Origin of the sequence: Mesoplasma melaleucae (assembly GCF_002804105.1) — a bacterium.
Lineage (GTDB): Bacteria > Bacillota_I > Bacilli_A > Mycoplasmatales > Mycoplasmataceae > Mesoplasma > Mesoplasma melaleucae.
The window spans coordinates 314,724-339,990 of the sequence record NZ_CP024964.1 but is presented as its reverse complement, the minus strand read 5'-3'; the positions used below and the strand labels follow the sequence as shown (position 1 = coordinate 339,990).

Annotated in this window: 37 protein-coding genes and 1 pseudogene; 30 read left to right on the top strand and 8 right to left on the bottom strand. The window is 26.4% G+C overall.

The annotated features are described in order from the left end of the window. Both EMELA_RS01725 and EMELA_RS04460 read left to right on the top strand, forming a co-directional pair. Positions 1 to 216 carry a hypothetical protein gene (locus EMELA_RS01725; protein WP_034971218.1) on the top strand — a complete coding sequence of 72 codons (216 nt, stop codon included), beginning with the start codon at positions 1 to 3 and terminating at the stop codon, positions 214 to 216. Positions 217 to 714: 498 nt separating this feature from the next. Next, positions 715 to 864, top strand: coding sequence for a hypothetical protein (locus EMELA_RS04460; protein WP_156932130.1), 150 nt, complete (start codon positions 715 to 717; stop codon positions 862 to 864). Position 865: 1 nt separating this feature from the next. On the opposite strand, the gene EMELA_RS01720 is transcribed toward EMELA_RS04460, so the two are convergent. After that, positions 866 to 1,198 (bottom strand): hypothetical protein, encoded by a 333-nt coding sequence (locus tag EMELA_RS01720; protein WP_028124475.1) that lies wholly within the window; start codon positions 1,196 to 1,198, stop codon positions 866 to 868. Here EMELA_RS01720 and EMELA_RS01715 point away from each other — a divergent pair, their 5' ends adjacent. From EMELA_RS01715 to EMELA_RS01680, 11 genes and pseudogenes are all read left to right on the top strand, one after another. Continuing rightward, the gene (locus EMELA_RS01715; protein ID WP_028124474.1) at positions 1,199 to 1,408 is read left to right on the top strand and encodes a hypothetical protein; all 210 of its coding nucleotides are present in this window, start codon (positions 1,199 to 1,201) and stop codon (positions 1,406 to 1,408) included. Positions 1,409 to 1,418: 10 nt separating this feature from the next. Beyond that, a pseudogene (locus EMELA_RS05310) lies at positions 1,419 to 1,535 on the top strand (ATP-binding cassette domain-containing protein); the annotation flags it as partial. A 171-nt stretch (positions 1,536 to 1,706) separates the two neighbouring features. Continuing rightward, positions 1,707 to 1,976 carry a hypothetical protein gene (locus EMELA_RS05105; RefSeq protein WP_028124473.1) on the top strand — a complete coding sequence of 90 codons (270 nt, stop codon included), beginning with the start codon at positions 1,707 to 1,709 and terminating at the stop codon, positions 1,974 to 1,976. Positions 1,977 to 2,275: 299 nt separating this feature from the next. Beyond that, positions 2,276 to 4,210, top strand: a complete 1,935-nt coding sequence (thrS, locus tag EMELA_RS01705; protein ID WP_028124472.1) for a threonine--tRNA ligase — start codon at positions 2,276 to 2,278, stop codon at positions 4,208 to 4,210. Positions 4,211 to 4,247: 37 nt separating this feature from the next. Beyond that, a complete protein-coding gene (gene trxA, locus EMELA_RS01700) occupies positions 4,248 to 4,556 on the top strand; it encodes a thioredoxin (protein WP_028124471.1) in 309 nt (102 codons plus the stop codon). Positions 4,557 to 4,686: 130 nt separating this feature from the next. Next, entirely contained in the window at positions 4,687 to 4,941 is a 255-nt protein-coding gene (locus tag EMELA_RS04765; protein ID WP_028124470.1) for a DeoR family transcriptional regulator, read from the top strand. Then, positions 4,913 to 5,071 (top strand): hypothetical protein, encoded by a 159-nt coding sequence (locus EMELA_RS04760; RefSeq protein WP_198407634.1) that lies wholly within the window; start codon positions 4,913 to 4,915, stop codon positions 5,069 to 5,071. Before EMELA_RS04765 ends, EMELA_RS04760 begins: the two co-directional genes overlap by 29 nt. Beyond that, entirely contained in the window at positions 5,046 to 5,255 is a 210-nt protein-coding gene (locus tag EMELA_RS04755) for a sugar phosphate isomerase family (protein ID WP_028124469.1), read from the top strand. Before EMELA_RS04760 ends, EMELA_RS04755 begins: the two co-directional genes overlap by 26 nt. Before the next feature lie 154 nt (positions 5,256 to 5,409). Next, a complete protein-coding gene (pfkB, locus tag EMELA_RS01690; RefSeq protein WP_028124468.1) occupies positions 5,410 to 6,363 on the top strand; it encodes a 1-phosphofructokinase in 954 nt (317 codons plus the stop codon). Then, positions 6,354 to 8,411: a PTS fructose transporter subunit IIABC gene (locus EMELA_RS01685; protein WP_028124467.1), complete on the top strand. Its 2,058-nt coding sequence runs from the start codon at positions 6,354 to 6,356 to the stop codon at positions 8,409 to 8,411. Before pfkB ends, EMELA_RS01685 begins: the two co-directional genes overlap by 10 nt. Before the next feature lie 128 nt (positions 8,412 to 8,539). Continuing rightward, positions 8,540 to 9,832 (top strand): ATP-binding cassette domain-containing protein, encoded by a 1,293-nt coding sequence (locus EMELA_RS01680; protein ID WP_028124466.1) that lies wholly within the window; start codon positions 8,540 to 8,542, stop codon positions 9,830 to 9,832. A 48-nt stretch (positions 9,833 to 9,880) separates the two neighbouring features. On the opposite strand, the gene EMELA_RS05305 is transcribed toward EMELA_RS01680, so the two are convergent. Continuing rightward, a complete protein-coding gene (locus EMELA_RS05305) occupies positions 9,881 to 10,327 on the bottom strand; it encodes a KGK domain-containing protein (protein WP_157844544.1) in 447 nt (148 codons plus the stop codon). On the opposite strand from EMELA_RS05305, the gene EMELA_RS05300 reads away from it, so the two are divergent. Both EMELA_RS05300 and EMELA_RS01670 read left to right on the top strand, forming a co-directional pair. Next, a complete protein-coding gene (locus EMELA_RS05300; protein ID WP_157844543.1) occupies positions 10,293 to 10,868 on the top strand; it encodes a hypothetical protein in 576 nt (191 codons plus the stop codon). The two genes, EMELA_RS05305 and EMELA_RS05300, sit on opposite strands and share 35 nt — an antisense overlap. Then, positions 10,855 to 11,802, top strand: a complete 948-nt coding sequence (locus EMELA_RS01670) for an ABC transporter permease (RefSeq protein WP_028124464.1) — start codon at positions 10,855 to 10,857, stop codon at positions 11,800 to 11,802. Before EMELA_RS05300 ends, EMELA_RS01670 begins: the two co-directional genes overlap by 14 nt. Positions 11,803 to 11,970: 168 nt before the next feature. On the opposite strand, the gene EMELA_RS04750 is transcribed toward EMELA_RS01670, so the two are convergent. From EMELA_RS04750 to EMELA_RS04740, 3 genes are all read right to left on the bottom strand, one after another. After that, on the bottom strand, positions 11,971 to 12,312 hold the full coding sequence (locus EMELA_RS04750) for a formate/nitrite transporter family protein (RefSeq protein ID WP_169733553.1): 342 nt from the start codon (positions 12,310 to 12,312) through the stop codon (positions 11,971 to 11,973). Between the two features lie 227 nt (positions 12,313 to 12,539). Then, positions 12,540 to 12,698: a hypothetical protein gene (locus EMELA_RS04745; RefSeq protein ID WP_169733552.1), complete on the bottom strand. Its 159-nt coding sequence runs from the start codon at positions 12,696 to 12,698 to the stop codon at positions 12,540 to 12,542. A 45-nt stretch (positions 12,699 to 12,743) separates the two neighbouring features. Further along, positions 12,744 to 13,025 (bottom strand): hypothetical protein, encoded by a 282-nt coding sequence (locus tag EMELA_RS04740; protein ID WP_028124462.1) that lies wholly within the window; start codon positions 13,023 to 13,025, stop codon positions 12,744 to 12,746. A 182-nt stretch (positions 13,026 to 13,207) separates the two neighbouring features. Here EMELA_RS04740 and EMELA_RS01655 point away from each other — a divergent pair, with 182 nt between their 5' ends. The 5 genes from EMELA_RS01655 to EMELA_RS01635 all read left to right on the top strand — a co-directional run bounded on the left by EMELA_RS01655 (position 13,208) and on the right by EMELA_RS01635 (position 15,348). After that, positions 13,208 to 13,681, top strand: a complete 474-nt coding sequence (locus tag EMELA_RS01655; protein ID WP_028124461.1) for a PTS sugar transporter subunit IIA — start codon at positions 13,208 to 13,210, stop codon at positions 13,679 to 13,681. Positions 13,682 to 13,853: 172 nt separating this feature from the next. Then, a complete protein-coding gene (infC, locus tag EMELA_RS01650; RefSeq protein WP_028124460.1) occupies positions 13,854 to 14,396 on the top strand; it encodes a translation initiation factor IF-3 in 543 nt (180 codons plus the stop codon). 31 nt (positions 14,397 to 14,427) lie between these two features. Further along, positions 14,428 to 14,622, top strand: coding sequence for a 50S ribosomal protein L35 (rpmI, locus tag EMELA_RS01645; protein ID WP_028124459.1), 195 nt, complete (start codon positions 14,428 to 14,430; stop codon positions 14,620 to 14,622). A 23-nt stretch (positions 14,623 to 14,645) separates the two neighbouring features. Beyond that, complete coding sequence (gene rplT / locus EMELA_RS01640; RefSeq protein ID WP_028124458.1) at positions 14,646 to 15,008, top strand: 50S ribosomal protein L20; 363 nt, start codon at positions 14,646 to 14,648, stop codon at positions 15,006 to 15,008. Positions 15,009 to 15,015: 7 nt separating this feature from the next. Next, complete coding sequence (locus EMELA_RS01635; protein ID WP_028124457.1) at positions 15,016 to 15,348, top strand: hypothetical protein; 333 nt, start codon at positions 15,016 to 15,018, stop codon at positions 15,346 to 15,348. A 57-nt stretch (positions 15,349 to 15,405) separates the two neighbouring features. On the opposite strand, the gene trpS is transcribed toward EMELA_RS01635, so the two are convergent. After that, positions 15,406 to 16,416, bottom strand: a complete 1,011-nt coding sequence (gene trpS / locus EMELA_RS01630) for a tryptophan--tRNA ligase (RefSeq protein WP_028124456.1) — start codon at positions 16,414 to 16,416, stop codon at positions 15,406 to 15,408. A gap of 92 nt (positions 16,417 to 16,508) precedes the next feature. Here trpS and EMELA_RS01625 point away from each other — a divergent pair, with 92 nt between their 5' ends. The 10 genes from EMELA_RS01625 (at position 16,509) to EMELA_RS01580 (ending at position 24,743) form a co-directional block, all read left to right on the top strand. Beyond that, positions 16,509 to 17,288 carry an NAD(+)/NADH kinase gene (locus EMELA_RS01625; protein ID WP_028124455.1) on the top strand — a complete coding sequence of 260 codons (780 nt, stop codon included), beginning with the start codon at positions 16,509 to 16,511 and terminating at the stop codon, positions 17,286 to 17,288. Between the two features lie 60 nt (positions 17,289 to 17,348). Further along, a complete protein-coding gene (gene rsmD / locus EMELA_RS01620; RefSeq protein ID WP_028124454.1) occupies positions 17,349 to 17,918 on the top strand; it encodes a 16S rRNA (guanine(966)-N(2))-methyltransferase RsmD in 570 nt (189 codons plus the stop codon). Next, complete coding sequence (gene gmk / locus EMELA_RS01615) at positions 17,908 to 18,801, top strand: guanylate kinase (RefSeq protein ID WP_028124453.1); 894 nt, start codon at positions 17,908 to 17,910, stop codon at positions 18,799 to 18,801. The genes rsmD and gmk overlap by 11 nt, the downstream gene beginning before the upstream one ends. Continuing rightward, positions 18,782 to 20,059, top strand: coding sequence for a 16S rRNA (cytosine(967)-C(5))-methyltransferase RsmB (rsmB, locus tag EMELA_RS01610; protein ID WP_028124452.1), 1,278 nt, complete (start codon positions 18,782 to 18,784; stop codon positions 20,057 to 20,059). Before gmk ends, rsmB begins: the two co-directional genes overlap by 20 nt. Before the next feature lie 82 nt (positions 20,060 to 20,141). Continuing rightward, the gene (locus tag EMELA_RS01605; protein ID WP_028124451.1) at positions 20,142 to 20,849 is read left to right on the top strand and encodes a hypothetical protein; all 708 of its coding nucleotides are present in this window, start codon (positions 20,142 to 20,144) and stop codon (positions 20,847 to 20,849) included. A 12-nt stretch (positions 20,850 to 20,861) separates the two neighbouring features. After that, positions 20,862 to 21,521 carry a (d)CMP kinase gene (gene cmk / locus EMELA_RS01600; protein WP_028124450.1) on the top strand — a complete coding sequence of 220 codons (660 nt, stop codon included), beginning with the start codon at positions 20,862 to 20,864 and terminating at the stop codon, positions 21,519 to 21,521. Position 21,522: 1 nt separating this feature from the next. Then, complete coding sequence (gene der / locus EMELA_RS01595) at positions 21,523 to 22,830, top strand: ribosome biogenesis GTPase Der (protein WP_028124449.1); 1,308 nt, start codon at positions 21,523 to 21,525, stop codon at positions 22,828 to 22,830. Positions 22,831 to 22,834: 4 nt separating this feature from the next. Continuing rightward, a complete protein-coding gene (locus EMELA_RS01590) occupies positions 22,835 to 23,839 on the top strand; it encodes an NAD(P)H-dependent glycerol-3-phosphate dehydrogenase (RefSeq protein WP_028124448.1) in 1,005 nt (334 codons plus the stop codon). An 18-nt stretch (positions 23,840 to 23,857) separates the two neighbouring features. Next, the gene (locus EMELA_RS01585; RefSeq protein ID WP_028124447.1) at positions 23,858 to 24,130 is read left to right on the top strand and encodes an HU family DNA-binding protein; all 273 of its coding nucleotides are present in this window, start codon (positions 23,858 to 23,860) and stop codon (positions 24,128 to 24,130) included. A gap of 73 nt (positions 24,131 to 24,203) precedes the next feature. Then, the gene (locus EMELA_RS01580; protein WP_028124446.1) at positions 24,204 to 24,743 is read left to right on the top strand and encodes a DnaD family protein; all 540 of its coding nucleotides are present in this window, start codon (positions 24,204 to 24,206) and stop codon (positions 24,741 to 24,743) included. Between the two features lie 57 nt (positions 24,744 to 24,800). On the opposite strand, the gene EMELA_RS05295 is transcribed toward EMELA_RS01580, so the two are convergent. Further along, a complete protein-coding gene (locus tag EMELA_RS05295) occupies positions 24,801 to 25,037 on the bottom strand; it encodes a Holliday junction resolvase RecU (RefSeq protein WP_408630941.1) in 237 nt (78 codons plus the stop codon). A 17-nt stretch (positions 25,038 to 25,054) separates the two neighbouring features. Continuing rightward, positions 25,055 to 25,222 carry a hypothetical protein gene (locus EMELA_RS04730; RefSeq protein ID WP_198407633.1) on the bottom strand — a complete coding sequence of 56 codons (168 nt, stop codon included), beginning with the start codon at positions 25,220 to 25,222 and terminating at the stop codon, positions 25,055 to 25,057. Positions 25,223 to 25,267 lie beyond the last annotated feature (45 nt).

The following is a 25,267-nucleotide window of genomic DNA, read 5'->3' as shown; positions in this document are numbered from 1 at the left end:
ATGTTAAAAGATAATAAAAATGCATTAATTAATATTCGAGACTTAATTATCGAATTTAGAAATAAAGGTAAAAAATTTAAGCTGTTAAAAGTGTTTATTTTGACATTTACAGAAAAGAAATTTTTGGGCTTGTTGTTGAATCTGGATCAGAAAAAACAACAATTGGTAGAGCTATTGCTGGTGTACAACCACTTAAAGATGGGTCAACTTACTTAAATGATGAAATCATTGCTGGGAAACCAACTTCTATTTATACAATTAATAAAGAAATTAATAAAAAATTTTAATTATTAGATTTAAAATACTTAATTTTATCTAACTATGTAAATAAAACTATCTTAAATTTAAAAGCAGTTTATGAAAAATTTAAAGATAATCCAGAAGCATTAAAAGAAGTAAATTTAGCTAAAGAATTTGGTTATTCTTCAATATCACTAAGACGTGAATTAACAAGAGAAAACCTTAAATTTATTAATGATATCATTAAAGGATTTAATCCAATCAATCAATTTACATATGGTATTCATGAATTTGTCCCAGAAATTTCTACAAAACTTGAAAAGCAAGTATTCTTAAAAGTGAAGATACAAAAAACATTGTTGAAAAATTAAAAGACAAAATCAGTTTAGACTTTTTCGATATTGCTAAAATTAAAAAAGCAGTTAGAGGTTTAATTAAATCAAAGATACAAGTAACTTTTTAAAAGTTATTGAAATGAGCTTTAAAAAACTAGAATTAATTAAAACTAATGAAGATAGAATTATTCGAAGAATTAAAATTGCAGATAAATTAGCAAAACAAAATCTTGACTTATCTGCTCCACATAAACATAAAGATAAAATATTAAAAAATATAATGATTTAATCTATGTATCAAAAGCAACATTTGCAAAAGCATATGAAAATGCTAAAAAGAACAATATTCAGACATCAAAAGAAGTTAATAAAATAGCAAAAGAACTTTCAAATGTTAAAGACGCAAAAGAAATTATTGATAAATATATAACTGATCAAACTTTAATTTTAGAATGATATAAATGACAAAACAAAGAGTTTGCACTTACTGATAGAGAAGTTGAAGCTATTAAAGTATTAATTGAATCTTTAAAATTACCATCAATTGACGAACTTGCTAATAATTCATATTTATTTGATACACCAAGTAAAACACAAAAATGAGAAAATAAAAAAATGTTCAAATGATCTTCCAAGATCAAGGGTCATCATTAAATAAAAGAATGTCTGTCGAAGAAGTCATTTCTGAAGGAATTGACAACTTCCCCCAATTATATAAATTAGAAGAAGCAAAAATGGATTATGTAAAAGCACATAATGACACTATCCAGATAATCAGATTACTATTGATCAAATTGAAAATATTAATGATGTTAAAAAATACATTATTTTAAAATTAATTAGATCAGCTGGATTACTTCCTGAACATTTATCTCGTTATCCTATGAATTCTCTGGTGGACAAAAACAACGTATTGAAATTGCTAGAAGTTTAGCAATTAAACCAAAAATTATTATTGCTGATGAACCAATTTCAGCACTTAATGTTTCTATTAGGGCTCAATTTTTAAATCTATTTCAACAGTTTAAAGAAAAATATGATTTAACATACTTATTTGTTACTCATGACTTATCTGTTGTTAAATTTATTGCAGATCGAATTGCTGTTATTTATCATGGAAACATTGTTGAAATGGCTGAAGCAGAAGAATTATTTAAAAATTCACTTCATGCATATAAAAAAAATTTACTATCAGCAATTCCAGTACCAGATCCAAAATACAATTTTGGTGAAAGCTTAATTGAATATAAACCAGATGAAGAACACTATGATTACATTTTTGATACACCTGATTTTGTTGAAGTATCAAAAGATCATTTCGTACTAGCAAATAAACGTGAACTTGAAAATATTAAAAAATCTTTAAAAAAGAGTAAAAGTAAAGTTAGTAAACAAAAATAATATAAACAGTATTTTATATTAATGCTTATCATTTTTTAAAATAATATTGTATAATTATTTTTGAAAAAATGAATATTAATTAACATTTTGGACACAATCCTATTGATGCTTTTAAAGAGAATTGTTGGTGCTGCAAAACAATAAAGCTAAATAGTTATTACTACCAAATAAAATAATGTTACGTTAGGTGCGATAAACCTATAATTAAGGTATTTAGTCAGCTAAATACGAATTAGGATGGTACCGCGTTATAAACGCTCCTAAGTTTTAGGGGCGTTTTTGTTTTTAAGGAGGAATTTATGAAAATTAAATTATTAGACGGTTCAGTTAAAGAATTTGACCAAGCAATGAATATTAGATCAATTGCAGAAGCAATAGCAATAAGTTTAAAGAAAGCTACAGTAGCAGCTAAAGTTAACGGAAGATATGTGTCTGTTGATCATGTTGTTGAAAAAGATTCTACTTTAGAATTAATTACAAACAAACATTCTGATTTTTACAAAGTATTAAATTATACTGCTGCCTTTGTAACAGGAGCTGCTATTTCAGAATTATATAAAGATGTTAAATTAGCAAAAGTTTTATATAAAGAAGATGAATTAGAATATGGAATAACATTTGAAGTAGAACCAAGAATTGGATTAGAAGAAATACAAAACATTCAAAATAAAGTAAATCAAATTATTAAGAATGATGCTGTAATTTCAAGAACAATTGATTTAAAAGAAGCTGAAGAATTATTTAAAAATAATGAATATCAAAAACACTTAGCAAAAGAAATGTTTGAAACATATGGAGAAGTTACAATTTACACATTAAATAACACAACAATTATTTTAAAACATGCAATAGCTTTAAATTTAAAACTAATTAAGGTAATTGAAGTTCAACAATTAACTGGTGAATACTGATTAAATGATTCAGACAATATTATGTTACAAAAAGTACATGGTATGGCAGCTGAAAGTATTGAAACTTTAGATGCTAAAAAAGCAATTCTTGAAGATAGAAGAAGCAGAGATCACAGAATCATTAATAAAACTTTAAAAATCTTTGGATTTGATCATTTAGTTGGTCCTGGTTTACCACTATGAATGCCAAATGGAACAATAGTTAAAGAAGAAATTAAAAAGTATCTTAAAGAAAAAGAATGAGAATACGATTTTATTAATGTAACAACTTCAGTTATTGGAACAGTTGATTTATATAAAAAATCAGGGCACTGAGATCACTATGGAGAAGATATGTTTCAACCATTTAATGGTGGAAGTGGTAGTGATGAACAATTTATCTTAAGACCAATGAACTGTCCTCACCACTTGGCTGTTTATAAACAAGAACAAAGAAGCTATCGTGATTTACCATTAAGAATCGCAGAACATGCTTTACAACATCGATATGAATCAAGCGGTAGTTTAACTGGTTTAGAACGTGTTAGAGCGATGGAATTAACAGATAGTCACATTTTTGTTAGACCAGACCAAGTTGAAGAGGAATTTAAATCAATTTATAAAATGATTAATGAAGTTTTACAAACATTTAATATTAAAATTGATTACTTAAGTTTAAGTTTAAGAAATCCTGAAGATAAAGTTAAATATTATCAAGATGACAAAATGTGAGATGAAGCAGAAGCAGCATTAGAAAAAGTGTTACAAGATTTAAATATTGATTACAAAAAATGTATTGGTGAAGCAGCTTTCTATGGACCTAAATTAGATATTCAAATTAAAACTGCACAAAACCACGAAATTACAGTTTCAACAATTCAATTAGACTTCTTATTACCTAAGAAATTTGATGTAACATACATTGATCAAAATCAAGAATTTAAAGCACCAATTATGATTCATAGAGGATTAATTGGAACATATGAAAGATTCATTGCAACTTTATTAGAACAAACAAAAGGTGTACTTCCATTATGACTAGCACCAAACCAAATTCAAATTATTCCAGTTGGTAGTGAAGAAAATATTGAATATGCACAAACAATCAGAAACTACTTGAAAAAAGATTTCATTAGAGTGCATGTTGATTTAAGAGATGAAAGATTAAGTTATAAGATCCGTGATGCTCAAACAAGCAAAATACCATACCAATTAGTTATTGGTGATCAAGAAAGAAAAGAAAATACAGTAACTTATCGTCAATATGGTAGTGAAGAACAAGTTACAGTTAAATTAGAAGAATTTAAAAATATGATAGTTAATTTAGTTTTTAACAAAAAATAGTTTAATATAAAGAATAAGAAATAAGGAGATAATGATTATGGCAGAAATGATTAAAGTTTCAACAAAAGCAGAATTTGATAAATTAATAAGCGAAGGAAAAACATTTGTAGATTTTAACGCTACATGATGTGGACCTTGTAAAATGCAAATGCCTTTAGTGCATATGCTATCTCAAAAAACAGAAGGAGTTAAATTTATTGACTTAGATGTAGATTTAGTTCCAGAAGTTGCACAACAATACCAAATTATGTCAATCCCAACTTTAATGTTATTTGAAGAAGGAAAAGAATTAAAGAAAAATGTTGGATTTATGGATCCAACTAAGTTAGATAATTTCATTAAATAATTTAAAAATATATAACAAAAAGGCACTTGCCTTTTTTATTTTGGAAAAAAATTTTCAAATTTTGGTTTATTTTGGTTTATTTTGGTTTATTTTGGTTTATTTTGGTATTATGAAGTTAGAAAGAGTATGTATGATTAAAAAAGAAAGACAAACAATAATTCTAAATTTTTTAAAGAGCAAAAAAATTGTTGCAATAGATACCCTTTCAAGTGTATTAAATATTCCCTTTACAACATTGCGAAGAGATTTAACAGAACTTGAAGAATTAAATAAAATTATCAAATTGCATGGTGGAGTTGAATATAAAGAACCGGCATTTATCTATGAAGATTTTTTTGAAAAGAAAATTCAAGATAATGTTAAGGAAAAAGAAGCAAATTGCTAAAAGAGCAATTAAATTAATTGAAAAAAATGAATCAATCTTTATCGATTCTGGATCAAATGGTTATTTTATTGCTAAACACTTAAAAGCAGATCTTAATTTACAAATTGTTACTAACTCAAATTGTTACTAACTCAATTTATAATGTTATAGAACTTGTAAAACAAGGTCATGAAGATGTTTATTTACTAGGTGGTAAATTTACAAACGTAACAGGAGCTATTTTAGGATTTGAGGCTATTGAAGCTTTAAAAAAATATAACTTTGAAAAAGCATTTCTAGGTATTAATGCTGTTGATCATGATGGAAATATGTAAACAACCAGCCCAGAACATGCTCAAGTTAATATTGAAGTTATTAAAAATTCAAGAGAAAGTTATGGATTAGCTGATTCAAGTAAATTGGATCGAAAATCTTTTTATAAATTTGCTGATAAAGAATTAATAAAACTAATATAAAAGAGGAAATAAAATGATATATACAGTGACATTAAATCCTGCACTTGATCATATTATTGAAACTGATGGATTTAACATTGGAGAAACTAATTACTATAAGAATGAATATGTTGTAATTGGTGGAAAAGGTATCAATGTTTCTATTGTTTTAAATAATTTAGAGGCAGAAGTGTTATCTACTGGTATCTTAGGCTCAAACAATAAAGATTCATTTTTAGAAAAATTTGACGAAAATAATTTAAAAAATAAATTCTTTATTAATAAAGGTGCCACGAGAACAAATTTGAAAATTAAAAACTTAGCTAAACTAGAAGAAACTGAATTAAATGGTTTAGGTTCTGCTGTTAGTTTAGAAATAATAAATGAATTAAAAAACTTTTTAAAAGAAAATTTACAAAGCGGTGACATTTTAGTTGCTGCAGGAAGTATTCCCGCAGGTGTTGAAAACAACATCTATGAAGAAATTGGTAATATTGCAAATGAAAAAAATGTAATCTTTATTTTAGATACTTCAAAAGTAAGTATGTTAAAAGGATTAAAATCAAAACCTTATTTAATAAAACCAAATGTTCAAGAAATATGTGAAATATTAAACTTACCATTTAAAAAATATTCATTTAATGAAATATGTGAAATGGTAAAACAATTAAAAGCATTAGGAGCACAAAACATTTTATTAAGTAGCGGAAGCAAAGGAAGTTATTTCTTTGCTGAAAATGGCTCAATATATGAAGCCGGAATAGCTAAAGGTAAATTAGTTAATTCAGTTGGATCTGGTGATAGTATGATTGCAGGATTCACTTATGGATTATATAAAAATTTAGCTGTTGAAGAATGTTTACAATATGGTGCAGCAGCAGGTGGAGCGACTGCATTTACAGAATGACTAGGATTAAAAAATGATATTTTAAATTTAAAAAATCAAATATCAGTAAAAAAAATAAATAGGAGACAAATATGGAATTAAAAGATTTATTTCAATCTAAAGTTTCAGTCTTTCAAGCAGATTTAAAAACAAAAGAAGAAGTAATTAATTTTTTAGTTGATAAATTATCAGTTGAAAAAATGATTACTAACAAAAAAACTTTTAAAGATGCGATTTTAAAAAGAGAAAGTGAAGCATCAACAGGGATGGGTGATCAAATTGGGATTCCACACGCAATTAACAATGTAGTTAAAGAACCATGTATCGCTTTTGTAAGTTTAAAATCACCAATAGACTGACAAAGTTTAGACAATAAACCAGTAGACTTAATCTTTATGATAGCTACAAATGATGAAAAAGGTGAAGCTCACTTAGCAGCATTAGCTGATTTGTCAAAATACTTGATGAAACCTGAAATTCAAACAGCATTAAGAAAAGCAAAATCATTTAAAGCTTTACAAAGTGCTTTTGAAAATAAAGTTGAAATTAAAAAAATTGAAGTAAAACAAGGCAAATACGACGTTGTTGGTATTACAGCTTGTCCAACAGGAATTGCTCATACTTATTTAGCAGAAGAAAAATTAATTGAGTACTCTACAGAATTAGGATTAAGTGTAAAAATTGAAACTCAAGGACGTAGAGGAACAGAAAACAGATTAACCCAAGAGGAAGTTGATAGTGCTAAAGTAGTTATTTTAGCACATGACAAAAACATACAAGGTATGAGTAGATTTGGTGGAAAACAAATTATTGATACTACAACAAAAGATGCAATCTTTAATGGTAAAAAATTAATTGAAGAATTTGGTAAAACAGATAAAACTATTATAGCTAAAGCATATAAATCAAATGACGATGAAGGATCAGATGATTTCTCATTGAAAAAATTTGCTCAAGTTAAAGGAAACTTACTTGCCGGTGTTTCAAGAATGTTACCATTCGTTGTTGCAGGGGGGATTATTTTAGGAATTGGATTCTTAATTGACTTTGCAGCTGGTAATGGTAATGCCGGAGGAGATTTTGGAACTATTTCACCAGTTGCTGGTTGATTCTCAGCAATTGGTAAAACAGGAATAATGTTAATGGTTCCTATTCTTGCTGGATATATTGCTTATACAATTGTTGGTCCTCAAGGACTTATGCCAGGATTTATTGCTGGGGTATACGCTGATGGTCTAGGTGGATTCGCTTACTCAAGCAAACCTGGAGGTTGATCAGGAATGTGATCAATACTTTTCCCTTTAAATGACAAAGGTGAAACTATTATACCAATGCAATCAGGATTTATTGGTGCTATGGTTGGAGCTTATGCTGCTGCGTTAATCGTTTTTGGATTAACATTAGCATTTAGAAGATTCAAAAAATCATTCCACGGAATTAGAGATATCGTTTTAATTCCAGTATTATCATTATTAGGAATTTCATTAACAATGTTCGTATTAAATATCCCATTAGGATATGCAATGTACGGTATTCAACAATTCTTAAAATTATTAGCAGAACATAACTTATTAATATTATTAGGAGCAATTCTAGGACTAATGATGTGTGCTGATATGGGTGGACCAATTAACAAAATTGCATACGTAACAGGTACACTTTCAGTATCTGGAGGATTAGGAGATAATCCATTAATTACAGTTACAATGGCAGCAGCAATGGCAGCAGGAATGGTGCCACCAATTGGAATTGCGCTATGTACATTATTATTTAGAAATGCATGAACAACAAAAGAAAAAGATTCAGCAAAAGCTAACTGATTAATGGGTGCATTCTTCATTTCAGAAGGAGCTATTCCATTCATGGTTACTGATCCAAAAAGAATTGCAACATCAGCAATGGTTGGTGGAACAATAACTGGTTTAATGGTTGGTGGATTTAAAATCACATTAGGAGCTCCTCATGGAGGAATTGCAGTATTCCCATTACTTAAATCAGGATTAGTTGATTTAACTTCTGGAGCAGCAATTGGTTTAGGAGTAGGACTATACATCTTATCAATTATTGTTGGTGTTACTACTATGGTATTAATCTTAGGATTCTGAAAAACACATGACATTAAAAAAGGAAAATTTGTAATTGCTAATTAATAATTAACCAAAAATATAACAAAACCTTATTTATTTAAGGTTTTGTTATTGCAAAATCTTACATATTTTTTTTGAAAGAGTACAATAAATAATAAATCGAAAAAATAGAAAGATAAGGTAATTTAGTAATGAAAGAAAATACACCAATAGTTGAATTATCTAATGTCTCAAAAATTTATAACAAAGAAGTTTGAGCATTAAAGAAAATCGACTTGAAACTATACCGTGGTGAATGTGTATCTTTACTTGGATCAAATGGTAGTGGTAAAACAACTTTATTAAGAATCATTGCAAACAATTTAAAAAACACAACTGGAACAATTAATTATAACTTTGAAGAAGAAAACATTTTAAAAGCGATTAGTATTCAAAAAAGAGAACAAGCTTGACCAAATGGTTTTAAAGTAAAAGATATTAATGATTTATGAATCAGAATTTATGAAATGGCTGACTTAGAATGAATTAATAAACTTAAAGATGTTTTTGGCGTAAATGAGATTGAAGAAAAATATCTTTCAAAATTATCAATCGTAAAATTACAAGTTTATGCAATCTTTTTATCTTTTATTTCAAAACCTGAATTAGTTTTAATTGACGAATTATCATCAGATATTGATTTTAAATATGAAGAAAAAATTACAAACTTTTTTAAAGAATATTTAGCTGCAGGAAACACTATTATTTTAAACCACCCAAGTTATTATTTCTTAGAGAATTTAACAGATAGAGTAGTTTACCTTAACGATGGTGAAATTTTTGATGATCTTTCAATTAAAGAAGTTAAAAAAGAATATAAATCAGTAATGGAATATACAAAATCAATCTTTAAAGAAGAACTTATTGTTGAAAAGAAATTAAAAAACAAATCTAAATTTTTTTCAACAATGAATACAAAAACAGAAGCATATTGTAATAATTTACAAACAATTATCGAAGAGCTAGAAAATCAAGAAAATTATAATGAAAAAGTATTAAACAGATTAAAAGAAGTTTATTTCAGTATTCTTGATTTAAAAACAAGCATTGATAACCTTTCAATTTCTTACATTAATAAAACATCAATTAAAATCATTTCTAAAAAAATTAAAACTACAATTAAAATTATTAATAAATTAACTATTAATTATCGATACAAAAAGTATCACAAGTTATTAAATACTATTGAAAAGTTCTTGACTAAAGAATTAAAAAGAACTTTTGCAAATGATAAAGTTATTGTAAATGGTGATGTTTTAAGCATTACAATGTCTGAATCAGAAAAAAAACAATTAGAAAAACTTAAAGAAAAATACATTAAAGAAGAGCAAAAAAATATTAGAAGAAAAATCTTAAAACAACAATTCAAAAAACAAAATGAAGTTAAATTAAAAACTGCTGTAAATCAAACTTCTGCAAATGAGGAAATTCACGATGAAATCTAATAAGAATGTAAGAATTTTTATTAGATTAATAAAAGCACAAACTTTTAACTATATAACTGATCCTATTAATATTATTTTAGGAATTGTTTTAACAACAGTTACAATGTTATGTTGAGTTGCTTTTAAACCACACGATGCTGAATCAGGGCTTTTAGCTGATAGTTTTGTTTTAGCTTCTGCAATTGGTATTTCATCTATTAGAAATTCACAATATAATTTAAATTTAACACTAGCAGATTGAAGAGAAACAAGACTTGTAAGAAATTTACTAACAACACCCGTTTCAAAAAAAGTGTTATATGGTTCAATTTTATGTTTTAACTGAATTATAAATATTATTGTTACATTAATATTGATTGTTTTAGCGATGTTATTTGAATCACAAAGAAAAGTTATTACAAATGTTGAATGAGGACCATTCTTAATAGGATTTATTTTAAATATTTTATTATCAAATGTAATGGCTTTATTTTTATCAACAACTTTTAAAAACAAAGAATATGTATTTATTGTTTCAGCTTTATCATACTTTGGACCAATGTACTTATTAGGTTTAGGTATTCCTTGAAATGTTGTAGGACAAATTCCTGCAATTAATATTGCTACTTATCTTGCACCACATAGATATACACTTCACTTAATGCAAGCCGCATGAGTAGGAAATGTATCAAATATGAGTTTCCCAGGTGTGGATCCAGGGACATGATTAGACGTACATGGATTTGGATATGGTGGAAATGGTTGATGATTGCCAGCATTAGTTTCTTGTGGCTTTATTATTATTTTTGCATTAGCGTTTTACTACCGTTTAAAAAATAATTATCAATTCGGAACAAGAAAATATTCAAAATTCAAAGGTATTCAAAAAAATATTAACAATATTGAATTAATTAAAAAAGCAGTTTCAATTGATGAATTAAAAGCAGTCGTAGAATTTGCAAACTTAGACCATAAAAAAGCTAAACAAAAGGTAAAAAAAAGACTAAAACAAAAAAACCTAGCAAAAAACGAGGTGAACAATAATGAAACTAAGTAAGTTAAAAAAAGAATACCGCGTTTTTAGTATGTTGTTTGTTATTCAAACAAAACATTGATTTAAAAACCCTTTAAATATATTCTTGGGTGTATTTATTTCGTTATATACAATGCTTTGTTGATTAGCTTTTAAAAATAATGATCCTTTCTTATTGGTTTCAGGAATATGTGTAGCGATGACTAGAAATTCTATGTATATTTACTTAAGAACTATTATTGATTGAAGAAATAAAAACTTTACTGACAAAATTAATATGACTGATATTAATAATAAGACAAAACACTTATCATTATTAGCATTTAATTTAGTATCAACATTTTTAATATGTTTATTATTATTCTCAATATCAATGGCATTATTTCCAGCGCAATGATCATATTTAGATAATATGAATGGATTAATGATGTTATTTGGTTTGGCAATTTGTTGAATTACATGTTATGTAATTGCATTATTCTTATATACATTTATCTCAAACTCAAAATGAGCTGTAATGATTGGTTTATTAATTTATTTTTCAACAATGTACTTTTTAGGATTGGGATTTCCATTTGCAAGAATTGTTCAACAAAAATGATTAAACTACTTATTATATGCACATCCAATGAGATATTCAATTAACATTGTTCAAGCTGGTTTTGTTAATGCTCCTGACTTTAATTTTATCGATACAAGCGAAGGAACTAAACTGAGCGTTGACTTTGGATATGGTGGAAAGGGCTGATTAGCTTACTTATTAGCAACATTAACAACAATTGGGTATATAATTTGTTTAGTATTAAAAAGAGTTGTTGATTGAAACTATAAATACAAATCAAAAAATAAAATTAAAAGATTACGTGCAGAGTCAAAACAATATATCAAAGCCATTATTGAAACAAATGATATAGAGTTTTTAAATCGACTAAGAGAAGATAGAAGGCAAAAGGACTAAGTCAATGAAATGTTATAGTACAAATTGTAAAAATGATGGAAGCTTATCATTTGCAGAAAAAGTTTTAGATGTAAACTCAACACAAAATAAATGATTAACTACAAACCTGTTTATAAAAGAATAACTTTATACTATTGTCATGATTGCATTCAAGACGTATTAGCTAACTTAAGAGGCCAAAAAAATAATCTCGAATGAGATTATTTTTTTATTTTCAATTCTTTCAATTTCTTCAGTTAAGAATTTCATTCTTGCTTCTTGAACTAGTAAAACATCAAACTCTTTATTAAATAAACCCATAAATGTTCCAATAATTAGAGCACCAATAAAGTTACCTATTAATGATAGAATAATGTTGAAAACAACAAATGCTCATGCCATATTTGCATGTTTAATATTTGAATTAGCTATTGCTCTTAAGATTAACATTCATGCTCCAAATCAGTTAGCAACACAGTGTTGGTATCCACCAATTGCAAAGTAGAATAATACTAGAACATACATTATCATTGCAGCAACAGTATTCCCTTTGCTGATTTAGACCCTTGAGTAGCTAAACGGATTAAGAAGTTACATAATACAGCATTTCAAGATATAACCAATTGTTTAAAAATTGCTCCAGCAGTTAACGGATTACCAGCATCAATAGCTGTTACAACTTCATAAAGTTTTCTTTTACCAAACGCATTATAAATGTGACTTGCTAAAACATCATTATGATTTAAGACTCCAGATAATTAAAAGATAATATCAAATATCATAATTCCTATAATATTTCTTGCGTATACTAAACCACATGCTTTTAAAAATACTGATCATCGCTCAACTTTTCTAAACATAGTTCTGTTGTATCACATGTGTGCTGTAACAAAACTACCACCAAGAAAAGAAATCAATAAAATAACACTAGCAAAAATTGTTTCTGTTAATATTTTTACAAGTTATTCTAACCCTGGTTTTCCTGCAAAAGAATATGTAACCATTGCAACAGCAACATAAACTAAACTAATTCAAATACCAGCTAAAACCCCAGCCATAAACTGTTTCATATTCGATAATCTTAAACCATCAGATATAACTCTAAAAGTATGTATATATCCATAGTTGTGATATGCAACGTCTTGACTATAAAGAGGAAAATAATCAATTTCTTCTAATTTACTTATTTCTTCTTTATAGTTTTCAATTTTTTGTTCATTAGTTAAATGGACACTTTTTTCCATTTCTCATATGCCAATTTCTCCTATAATTTTATTATATTTCTACCTTAATAATAAATTATTGAAGTATATATTAGTATTATTTTTTCTTTTCCAAATATTTTGAATATTGATATTTATCATTTATTACTTTAAGTGATATAATTTTATTAACCTATTTAGTTTAAAAAAGGAGAAATATAAACATGGGATTATTTAGAAAAAAAAGCAAACTTGTTGAAATCTATGCACCAGTTGATGGAGAAGTTGTAGGATTAGACAAAGTTGAAGACGAAGTTTTCAATGGTAAAATGATGGGAGACGGTTTAGCAATTGTTCCTGCAAATGGTGAATTTGTTTCACCAATTACAGGTGAATTAGCAAGTGTATTCCCAACAAAACATGCCTACGGATTCAGAGAAAAATCAGGAGTTGAAGTTTTAGTTCACATTGGATTAGATACTGTTAACCTTGATGGAGAAGGATTTGAATCTTTTGTTAAACAAGGAGATAAAGTAAGTCAAGGAGATCCAATGGTTAATGTTGATTTAAAATTCGTTAAACCAAAAGTACCTTCAATTACAACACCAATCATCGTAACTAACCCAAATGGTAAAGAAATTAAAATTGTAAAAATGGGAAAAGTTAAAAAAGGTGAATTAATCGCAACTGTTGATTAATTACTTTACAAATTAGTAATATATTTGTTATAATTTAAATGTTAAAGAAAAAGAAGCACAAGCTCACCACCAACTAAAGTGAAGTGGTTGAATAAATAATATAAATAAATATTATAATGTGTGCTATCTAATTTTTGACGGCGCACATTTTATTTATCCGAAGGAGTATTAGATGGATCAAAAAAGAAACAATTCAAAACCTATTAAAAATCAAGACCCAATAAACACTTTCATTAAAGCTAGAGAAGTTTTAATCATTGGAAACAATGGAGAAAAACTAGGACCTTTAAAAAGAAACGATGCTATTAAATTAGCAGAAGAAAAAGGTTTAGATTTAATGCAAGTAGGTCAACAACCTGATGGTTTAGCAATTTGTAAAATCTTAGATTATGGTAAATTTAAATACCAACAACAAAAGAAAAACAAAGAAGCTAAGAAGAACCAAGTGAAGGTTGAAAACAAAGAAATTAGATTAACAGTAAATATTGGTCAACATGATTTAGTAACAAAAGCTAAAAAAGCTAGAGAGTTTTTAGAAGCTGGTGATAGAGTTAAAATTTCTTTGAAATTTAAAGGTAGAGAAATCGCATACATGGATTTAGGTAAAGAGACAATGAACAGATTCTACAAAGAAATTGAAGATGTAGCTAAAATTGAAAAAGAAGCTAAATTAAATTCAAGATTCTTAGACATGTACGTTGTGCCAAAGAAATAATTAGAAAAGTATTGAAAGGAAATTATGTATTATGCCAAAAATGAAATCAAAAAAATCATTAGCAAAAAGAGTTATTGCTAAAAAAAACGGTACTTTAAAAAGAGGTAAAGCTTACAGATCTCACCGTGCTACAGGTAAAACTACAAAACAAAAACGTCACTTAGAAAAATCAACAATCGTTCATGTAACAGACATGAAACGTATTAAAGGTTTATTACAAAAATAAGAAAGGTAAAAGGTAAATAAGTTATGGCAAGAGTTAAATTTGGAAAAGTAACTAGAGCAAGAAGAAAACGTTGAATCAAACGTGCAAAAGGTTACTATGGAACTAAACATTCTTCATACAAAAAAGCACACGAACAAGTAGTTCGTTCAATGGCTTACGCTTTTATCGGGCGTAAACAAAAGAAACGTGATTTTAGAAAATTATGAATCGTACGTATCAATGCAGCTGTTAGACCTTATGGTTTATCATACTCAAGATTTATGAATGGATTAAAATTAGCAAATATTGATGTTAACCGTAAAATGTTATCAGAATTAGCTATTTCAAATCCAGAACAATTTAAATTGTTAGTTGATGCAGCAAATAAAGCATTAACTGCAAACTAATAAGCTCATGGCAAAAATAGATAAAAAATCAAATAAAGCAATTTTCACTAATGAAGAATATGCAAAGACTTGAGAAAATTGTCCGATTATTCAAAATCGTGATCGTAAAGACTTTAGACTTTGTTATATATGTAAGTATCCAATGGAATTTAAACTTAACGAAAACAACAGTGAAGATGAAAGTGCTTGAGTAATTGATTTAATTAACACCAAAAAACCAGTTTTAGAAATCCAAAACTATATTGGTGTGCATGCTAATTGTGTTAAAAACAGAACTAAAAGAGATGCTACAAAACTAATCAAGCGAATTAAAATGGTTGGTTGAATGGCACCTGAATAAATTAATTAAGATGCATATGCATCTTTTTTTATTGCATAAAAAAAATAAACCAAAAGTTTATTTTCGATATCAGTTAATTCCTAATTTATTTTGAACTTTATTAACTTTTTTAATTGCTATTTTTTTAGCTTTTAAAGCACCATTTTCAAGCACATCTTTTAAATAGTCACCTTTAATGATTTCATTATATTTTTCGTGAATAGGAATAATTAATTCTAATAATGCTTCAGTAACATCATCTTTTAAATCTTTATAATTTTTTCCTGCTCATCTTTTATGGCAATCATCGATTGAGAAATTTTTGATAATTGCATATATGTTCATCAAGTTTGAAACACCTGGTTTATTAACAGGATCATATTTAATTAAATTTTCACTATCTGTTATAGCAGATTTGATTTTATTAGTTATTTCAGCAGGAGTATCTAACATTTTGATAACTGCTTTTGGATTATTACTAGATTTACTCATTTTTTTAGTTGGATCTTGTAAGTCCATAATTTTAATATTACCCTTTGTTAAGATTGGTTCAGGAACGATATGCATTTCACCATATTTATTATTCATTCTGATTGCAATATCTCTTGATAATTCTAAGTGTTGTTTTTGATCAACTCCAACAGGTACATATTTTGGATCGTATAATAAAATGTCAGCAGCCATTAAACAAGGATAAGTAAATAAACCAGTAGGAATAGAAATATTTTCACTTTCACCTTGTTTTGCAGATTTATCTTTAAATTGGGTCATTCTTGATAATTCACCCATTGTTGATTGAGTAGTAAGGATTCAACCTAGTTGAGAATGTTCAACAACATCTGATTGTAAGAAAAGAGTCATTTTTTCTGGATCTAAACCACAAGCTATATATAATGCTGTCATTTCTTTTGTTTTAGCTTTTAACATTGTAGGATCTTGTGGAATTGTAATTGCATGTAAATTGGCAACAAAAACAAATAAATCATATTGATCTTGATATTCAATTAAATTTTTTACAACTCCTAAATAATTTCCTAAACTCATTGAACCACTAGGTGTAATCCCAGTAATCATTCTATCTTTTTGCATTTCTTATATTCCTCACTTTACTTATAATATTATATCAAACATATACAACCTAATAATTGATATAATTATTTTACATTAACTTGAGGTGCAAAATGAAATATAGTATTGTAAAAAATGATTATGATGAATCAAAAAAAGTTGCAGAAGATCTTTTAAAAATTTTAACTGAAAAAGAATGGGTTGAAGATGAACAAAATTCAAATTATATTTTTGTAATTGGAGGAGATGGAACATTTTTAAAGGCTGCTGAAATATTTAATAATATTTTAAGTGATGTAATTTTTGTTCCAATTAAATCTGGAGGAATTGGGTTTTACACAAACCATAATCGAATTTCTGATATTAAAGAAATTTTAAATAATATTGAAGAACAAACACCAATTGAAATTTCAGTCCTTGAAGCGAATAAATACAAAGTAATTAACGAAATTAAAATTATAAATAATTTGAGACCATTAGAAGCAGATGTTTTAATTGATGGAGAATTACTAGAAACGTTTAAAGGAACGGGATTAGTATTTACAACTTCAGGTGGAAGTACAGGATTTTCAAAATCACATAATGGCGCAGTTATCATTGATGAAAATAATATTTTTCAAATGTTAGAAATAGCGCCTGTTTCAAATAAAAATTTTACAACATTAAATGCACCAATTATTTTTTCAAGAAAACATAAAGTAGAAGTTTTAATTAAAAAAATTAACGATGTCGAAATCATTGTTGATAGTCGAAGATGTCAATTACCACCGAACAATACTATAAAAATTCAACTAAGCAAAAAGAATGTTAAGTTAATTTCTAAAAATAGTGAAAAGTTAACTAAGACTAAACTATTAAATTATATTTTTACAACAAATAAACCCTACAAGTAAATTTTTAATGTAATTAAAGGTGTATTACTATATAATATATGAAATTAAACAAGGAGTTATATGAATGTAATTTCAGGCAAATATAAAGGATTAAAATTAAATACTCTTGAAGGTATGAATACAAGACCAACCTTAACAAGAATTAAAGAAGATGCATTTAATATCATTGATAATTACTTTATTTTTGATGGTAAAAGAAGTCTTGACATTTTTGGAGGCAGCGGTGCTTTGTCAATTGAAGGATTAAGTCGTGGGATTGATTTTGCAGTTACAAATGATTTCTCTAGAAATGCTTTAAATGTAATAAAAAGTAATTTAGCTAAAACAAAATCTTCAAACTGAGAAATTTACAATAAAGACTATTTGGAATTGCTTGAATATTTAGGATTTAAAAAAGAAAAATTTGATTTGATTTACATGGATCCACCATTTGCAAAAATTGAATCATATAATAAAGTTTTTAAAAAACTATTTGAATTAAACTTATTAAATAATTGATCAATACTAATGATTGAATCAGAACTACCATTAAATAAAGCAGTTATTTCAAAATTTAAACTATTAAAACATAAAGATTACAATAAGAAACATTTATACATTATAAGATTGGAAAACAAAGATGAAGAATAAAGGAAAAATGATTATTATATCAGGACCAAGTGGAGTTGGTAAGGGAAGTGTTAATGGTCAACTTCTTACTAATAAAGACTTAAAATTAGAATACTCAGTATCAATGACAACAAGAGCACCACGTGAAGGTGAAGTTGATGGTGTTAACTACTTCTTTGTTACAAAAGAAGAATTTGTTAAAGCAATTGTTAACAATGAATTAATCGAGTATGCAAATTTTGTTGGTAATTCATATGGAACTCCAAGAAAATATGTTGAAGAAAAATTAAACGAAGGCAAAAATGTAATTTTAGAAATTGAAGTTGATGGAGCAACACAAGTGCTTAGAAATGAAGAAAATGTTTTATCTATTTTTTTAATGCCACCAACTTTAAATGAATTAGAAGCAAGAATTAAAGGTAGAGCAACTGAATCTGATGACAAAATTAAATCAAGATTAGATAAAGCTTTATTAGAAATTCCATTAAAGCATAACTATGACTATATTGTTGAAAACGATTCAGTTCAAAATGCTGTAGCAAAAATAACAGACATTTTAATTAGAGAAAAATGTGCTGCAAAAAATACAGAATCTAAATTTAAAAAACTAGTTAAAATTGTAGAAGAAATTGTTGATGAAAAATATATTTATTTTGTTAATAACTGAGAAGCAAACGTTAAATTATTAGCTAACAATCGTGAAGATAAAGAAAAAGCTAAAAACTTTGTTGCAAGAGATCAATTAATCAAAATATTATCATCAGAAGTTTACAGAAAAACTTTAGCTCATGGAGATTTTGCTAAGATAAATGAAAAAGAATATGTAGACTTTAAAATTCAAAAATTAATGTTCAAAATTAACTTTTTTAGTATTCAACAAAGAAGTGATTTTAGTGGAGACTAATAACTCAAGAAAAATTGCATTTGAAATATTGAAAAAAGTTTTTAAAAATAAATCTTTTTCAAATATTCTTTTAAATGATGTTTCAAAAATGCAAATCACTGAAAAATTTAAGAACTTAATTTTTGCAATAGTACATGGTACTATTACAAATCAAATCTTACTTGATCAAGTTTCAAGAAAATTAATTGATGTTAAAAAAACAAATATCAATGTACAAATTTTATTATGAATGAGTATTTATCAAATTCGTTTTTTAAAAACAATTCCTCAATATGCAATTGTTAATGAATCAGTTATAATTGCTAAATCAATCAATCATAAATTTTCTGGACTAATGAATGCATGTTTAAAAAAAGTAATTAATAGCGAAGAAGAGCTATTTGATTTTTCTATGTTTGATGAAGAAAGAAGAATTTGTATTGAAAACTCATTTCCAAAAAGTTTATTTAATTTAATTAAAAAAGGATACGGAATTGGAATAGCAAAAAAAGTTGCTATTGATTCAAATGAAAAGCCAGTTATCAGTTTTAGAGTAAATACTCTAAAAACTAACGCAGAAGATTTTTATATAAATAATCAAGAAACTTATGAATTAGAAAAAACTACAATTAAAGATTGCTTAATTTCAAAAAAAGCAATTGTTAAAAGCCCAAGTTATGTAAACGGTGAAATAACAATTCAAGATCCAGCGTCAATTCTAGTAAGTAATGTTTTAAATCCATCAAAAGATACTAATGTTTTAGATATGTGTAGTGCTCCAGGTGGAAAGTTAACTCATTTAAGTATGCTAATGGAAAATACTGGTCACATTACTGCTTATGAAATAAGTGAAAATAAAATAAAGCTTATAAAAGAAAATATTGAAAGATTAGGTTGTACAAATATTGATTTAAAATGCGGTGATGCTACTTTAATCAATCAAAAAGAATTCTTTGATCATATTCTTTTAGATGCTCCTTGTTCAGGGTTTGGTGTTTTAAAAAGAAAACCTGAAATTAAAATTAATAATATTGAAGTTAATAGCATTAAAGCAATTGTTGATATTCAAGAAAAACTATTAGATACTGCTTATTTTAATCTTAAAACAAACGGTACTATCGTTTATTCAACTTGTACAATTAATCCAGATGAAAATCAAAATCAAATTAAGAAGTTTATATCAAAATATAAAAACATCGAAATAGTTGAAGAAAATCAGTTATTTGGTTATGAAATGAACACAGATGGATTTTACATTTGTAAAATGATGAAAAAATAGAAGGTATACCCTTTTATTTTTTGTTGTTTAAGTTAAAAACATGTATTTGTTATAAAATATATATAAAAAGGAGGAGTTTAACATGGATAAACAGTTATCACGTAGTGAAATACATAAAGAACACGTTGAAGAAATAAATAAAAAGTTTTCTAATAATAAAGCAAATTTATCTCTAAATGCTTTTGTTATTTCATCTTTAGAATCATTAAAAAGAATTGATAATGATTTTTTTTCAAAAGTTGAAAAAATATTAAATCAAGAAAATGATAATGTTAATTTTCACTTAGAACATGATCCTGAAATAAGACACTTTAATTATGAAATTCTAAGTCAGTTAAATGATTCACTATTAGAATTGAAAAAAATTCAAGATTATGAACTAACTAATAATGGTCAACAAAATAAAAATAATGAAATTGTCTTTAATGAAAAAGAATATTACCGAAAAGAATTAGAAGATTTATTAAATGAATTGGTAGAAAAAAATCGTAACTACTTAAATAAGGTTAATAATAGCGAAGCATACAAAACTGATTATGCAGGTGAACATGGTGAAACATTAGCTAAAAGTTTTTTAAGTAAAGATGAAAAAATTGCAATTCATAATGAAACAAAAAAATATAAATTTAATGAATTGTCTTTTAAAATCAAAGCAAAACAAAGAGAAAAAATGCATGATCTTTCTCAAAGTAAAAAACGATTTAAAATAAACACAAAATTATTTTCAATTGCATTTATAACATTTATGGTTTTAGGAATAATTGGATTAATTATTATATTTGTAATTTAAAAGGAGGTTAAAATGAGAAAGAAAATTGTTGTAGCTGTTGATGGAACAGCAGGAAGTGGAAAAACTGTTACTTTTAATAAAGTTGCTAAAAAAATTGGCTATCATTTTATTGATACAGGTTTAATGTATCGAGCATTTACTTTATTATGTATTGAATTAAAAATTAATTTTAATGATAAAGCAGAGATTATTGAAGCATTGAACAAATTTAATTTTTCAGTCAAAAATAGTAAACCTCATTTAAATAAAAAAGAAGTTTCAAAAAGAATTCAAGAAAATGACATTGTTAAATTTATTAATTATGTAACTCCAATTCCCGAAGTAAGAAAATACATGGTAAGTGCACAACGTGTAATGGTAAAAGGCGGAGGTTATATTGAAATTGGAAGAGATATCACAACTGTTGTATTACCAGATGCTGATTTAAAGATTTATTTAGATTCAAGTGTTGAAGCTAGAGCACAAAGAAGATTTATACAAAATGAAAAATTAAAGATTAAAAATAATAATCTAGAAGAAATAAAAGATTTGATAATTAAAAGAGATGAGCAAGACTTTAAAAATGGATTAAGAAAAGTAGATGATGCTTGATTAATTGATAATTCAAATATACCAGTTCAAGATGTTGTTAATATGGTTATTGATAAAATAAAAGAATTGGAAGGTAAGTAATATGAAAAAAGGAATAGTCGCAATTGTTGGAAGACCTAACGTTGGTAAGTCATCATTGTTTAATCGAATCATTAGAGAGAAGAAATCGATTGTTGAAGATACTTCAGGAGTTACAAGAGACCGGATTTATGGAACAGCAGAATGATTAACTAGAGAATTCATTGTAATTGATACAGGTGGAATTACTTTAGAAGATCAGCCATTTGCAAAAGAAATAAAAGTTCAAGCAGAAATAGCAATGGAAGAAGCAGATGTAATTGTATTCTTGTTAAACCATCAAGAAGGGCTATCTGATGAAGACAAAATGATTGCAAAAATTTTGTATAAAACAAGAAAACCAATTATTTTAGCAGTTAATAAATATGATAAAAAAACTTCTGATTTTGATCAATATGAATATATGAGTCTAGGACTTGGTGAACCAGTACTTATTAGTGCAACACACGGAATTGGAACTGGAGATTTATTAGATAGCATCATTCATCAAATGCCTTTACATGAAGAAATTAATAAAGATGATAAAACAAGAGTTTCAATTATTGGAAGACCAAATGTTGGTAAATCTTCATTGGTTAACTCATTAATTGGTGAAGACAGAATGATTGTTAGTGATATTCCAGGTACAACACTAGATGCTGTTGATTCAGTCGTTAAAGTTAATAATATTGAATATATATTAATTGATACAGCAGGGATTAGAAAAAAATCAAAGATTTTTCAAAATGTTGAAAAATATAGTTACTTAAGATCTTTATCAACAATCAATGGTAGTAATGTTGTATTGCTAATGTTAGATGCATCAGTACCAATTACAGATTTAGATACAAATATTGGTGGATTGGCTTTTGAAGAAAAAAAACCAATTATCATTATTGCAAATAAATGAGATTTAGTTGAAAACAAAGAAAAAGAAATATTAAGAAAAGAAGAAGAAATTAGAACTTACTTTAAATATCTAGCTTATGCAAAAATTCTATTTGTTTCAGCACATGATAAAACAAGAATTACTAAAATTTTTACAACAGTTGAAGATATTGGAATAGCGCTTGATAAAAAAATTAAGACTTCTGTATTTAATGAAGTTTTAAACAAAGCTCAATTAATTAATCCAGCACCAAACTTTAATGGTGGTAGATTAAAAATATATTATGGTGCACAAGTTGAAGCATATTTACCAACATTTGTACTATTTGTAAATAATCCTGATTATGTTCACTTTTCATACAAAAGATTTTTAGAGAATCAAATAAGACTTCAATTTGGTTTTGAAGGCGTACCAATGTCAATTATTTTCAGAGAAAGGAAATAAGCATATGAACAAAAAAAATATAACAATTATTGGAACAGGAGCTTATGGAACAGCATTAGCAAATGTTTTAGCAGATAATGATAACAACGTTATCATGTATGGGATTGTAGAACAACAAATCGATGACATTAATATTTATCATCAAAACTCAGTTTTCCTTGATAGCAAGAAAATTAACAAAAAAATTAAAGCAACAAACTCAATGCCAGCTGCTTTAGAAAATACTGATATTTTAATTTTAGGAGTACCAACAGTAGCAATCAAGCATGTGGTTAATGATATTATCAAATATGCTAAAAAGCCAATGGATGTTATTAACACAGCTAAAGGTTTAGATGAAGAAAGTTTAGGATTACTTTCAACTAAAATTAAAAAATATTTTGAGGGATCAAGTGTAATAAAAACTTACTCAGCTTTATATGGGCCTTCGATTGCAGTTGAAGTTGTTGATCGTCAACCAACAGCTATTATGATTGCATCTGAGACAATCGAAAAAGCAAAAGAATTATGTGAAGTATTTTCAAATGAATACTTCTATATGTACCCAACAACAGATATCGCTGGTTGTGAAATATCAGCTGCATTAAAAAATGCAATTGCAATTGGTGGAGGGATTCTTAAAGCATATGATGCTGGAGATAATGCGCATGCTACCTTACTAACACTTGGACTAAATGAAATGTATGAATTTGGTAAGCATTTTGGAGCTAAATTAGAGACATTTTTAAACTTTGCTGGGTTGGGTGACTTAATCCTTACAGCATCAAGTAAAAAGTCAAGAAACTTTAGACTTGGAGAGAAAATAGTTGAAAATAATGACGCTAAAAAAGCTCTTGAAGCCTTTAATTTAACTGTTGAAGGGGTAGAAACAGCTAGAATAGCATATGAAATTGGAAAAAAATACCAAATAGACATGAATTTTTTTGAAATAATATATAATATTCTTTATAATAATGTTAAGCCTATTTCACTTTTAAATAATGTCTTTAGAGACGTGAAATTAGTTTAAAATATTAAAGGAGAAAATATGACAAAAAAAGATTTAATCAATGAAATTATTGCTAATGAAAATATATCAAAAGTTGAATGTGAATCAGTAGTTAATTCATTATTCGATTTAATGATTGAAGAATTATCTTCAGGAAAAGAAGTTTCAATCGCAGGATTTGGAAAATTCACAATTAGCGAAAGAGCAGCAAGAGAAGGAATCAACCCATCAACAGGTGATAAAATTACCATTGCAGCTTCAAAATCAGCTAAATTTAAAGCAGCTAAACAATTAAAAGAAAAATTAAACTAAAAGTAAGTTTATGCTTACTTTTTTTTATTTTTAAATTACAATAAAATAAGTATATTAAAAAGGATGTGTAGTTATGCTTATAGAATTATTAGCTAAGGGATTGTTTTCAAAACATAAATTATTATTAGAAAACTATAAAAAGATTTCTATGAATGAAAATCAAGTAATGATAGTTTTACTAACAATGCAGTTTAGTGATGAGAATAAGAAAATGATCACGCCTTTAAAATTATCTAAATTTATGAATATTTCAATTGATACTATTGAAGTTGAGTTACAAGATTTAGTAGATAAAAGACTTGTGAAAATTAAGCCAAAAGAAATTGATTTCAGTCAGCTGTTTTTAAAAATAGTTTTAATGATTGAAAATGACTCAATTAAAAAGGGTGAAACATATTTCATTCAAACAATCGAAAAAGAAATTGGCTGAAAATTTACAGTTCCTCAAATTGAAGAAATCAAAGATCTATTACAAACTTCAATTTCAAAACAACAAGTTTTAGATATTTTATATAAACATCAAATTGCAGATTATGATAACTTTTTAAAATTAATTGGAAAGTATTCAAACAAAATTGAAAAATCACTTAAATTTAATTGATTAGAAAATTAAGTTTAGGTAAGTAGTTTAATTTAAATTCATTATCCAAATAAATTTGATAAGCATTGTCTAAAAATCATTCGTATGGAATGGTTTTTTATTTTTGTTTACTCAATTAAGTAGTGTTAGATAATCAACCAAAAAGAATTCTTCATAGTTGCCAAAATAAATAATTAAAAAAGCAATTCCTTTATAATCTGCAACTAGTTTTAACTTTGTATTCTGATTTTTTCTAATTAAGTGAAAATAAAAGTATTCCTTATATGTTTCTTTTGCTTCAAATTCAAAATATAGTCCTTTATAAATACTAATGTAATCACAGTTTATACTGTTATAAAATTTAGCATTTGTATTTGATTATTTTTTGTACTAATTGGAATAATATTTGTAAGAATCTTGAAAACAACACATTCATTATTATCAATATATTTTTGATGAGTTATTTTTAATAGTGTTTCAAGAAACATTTCTTGATTTTTAATTAGATTCATTTAATCACCTCTTATTAGTAATTAAGGATTTTTTTATTTATATTA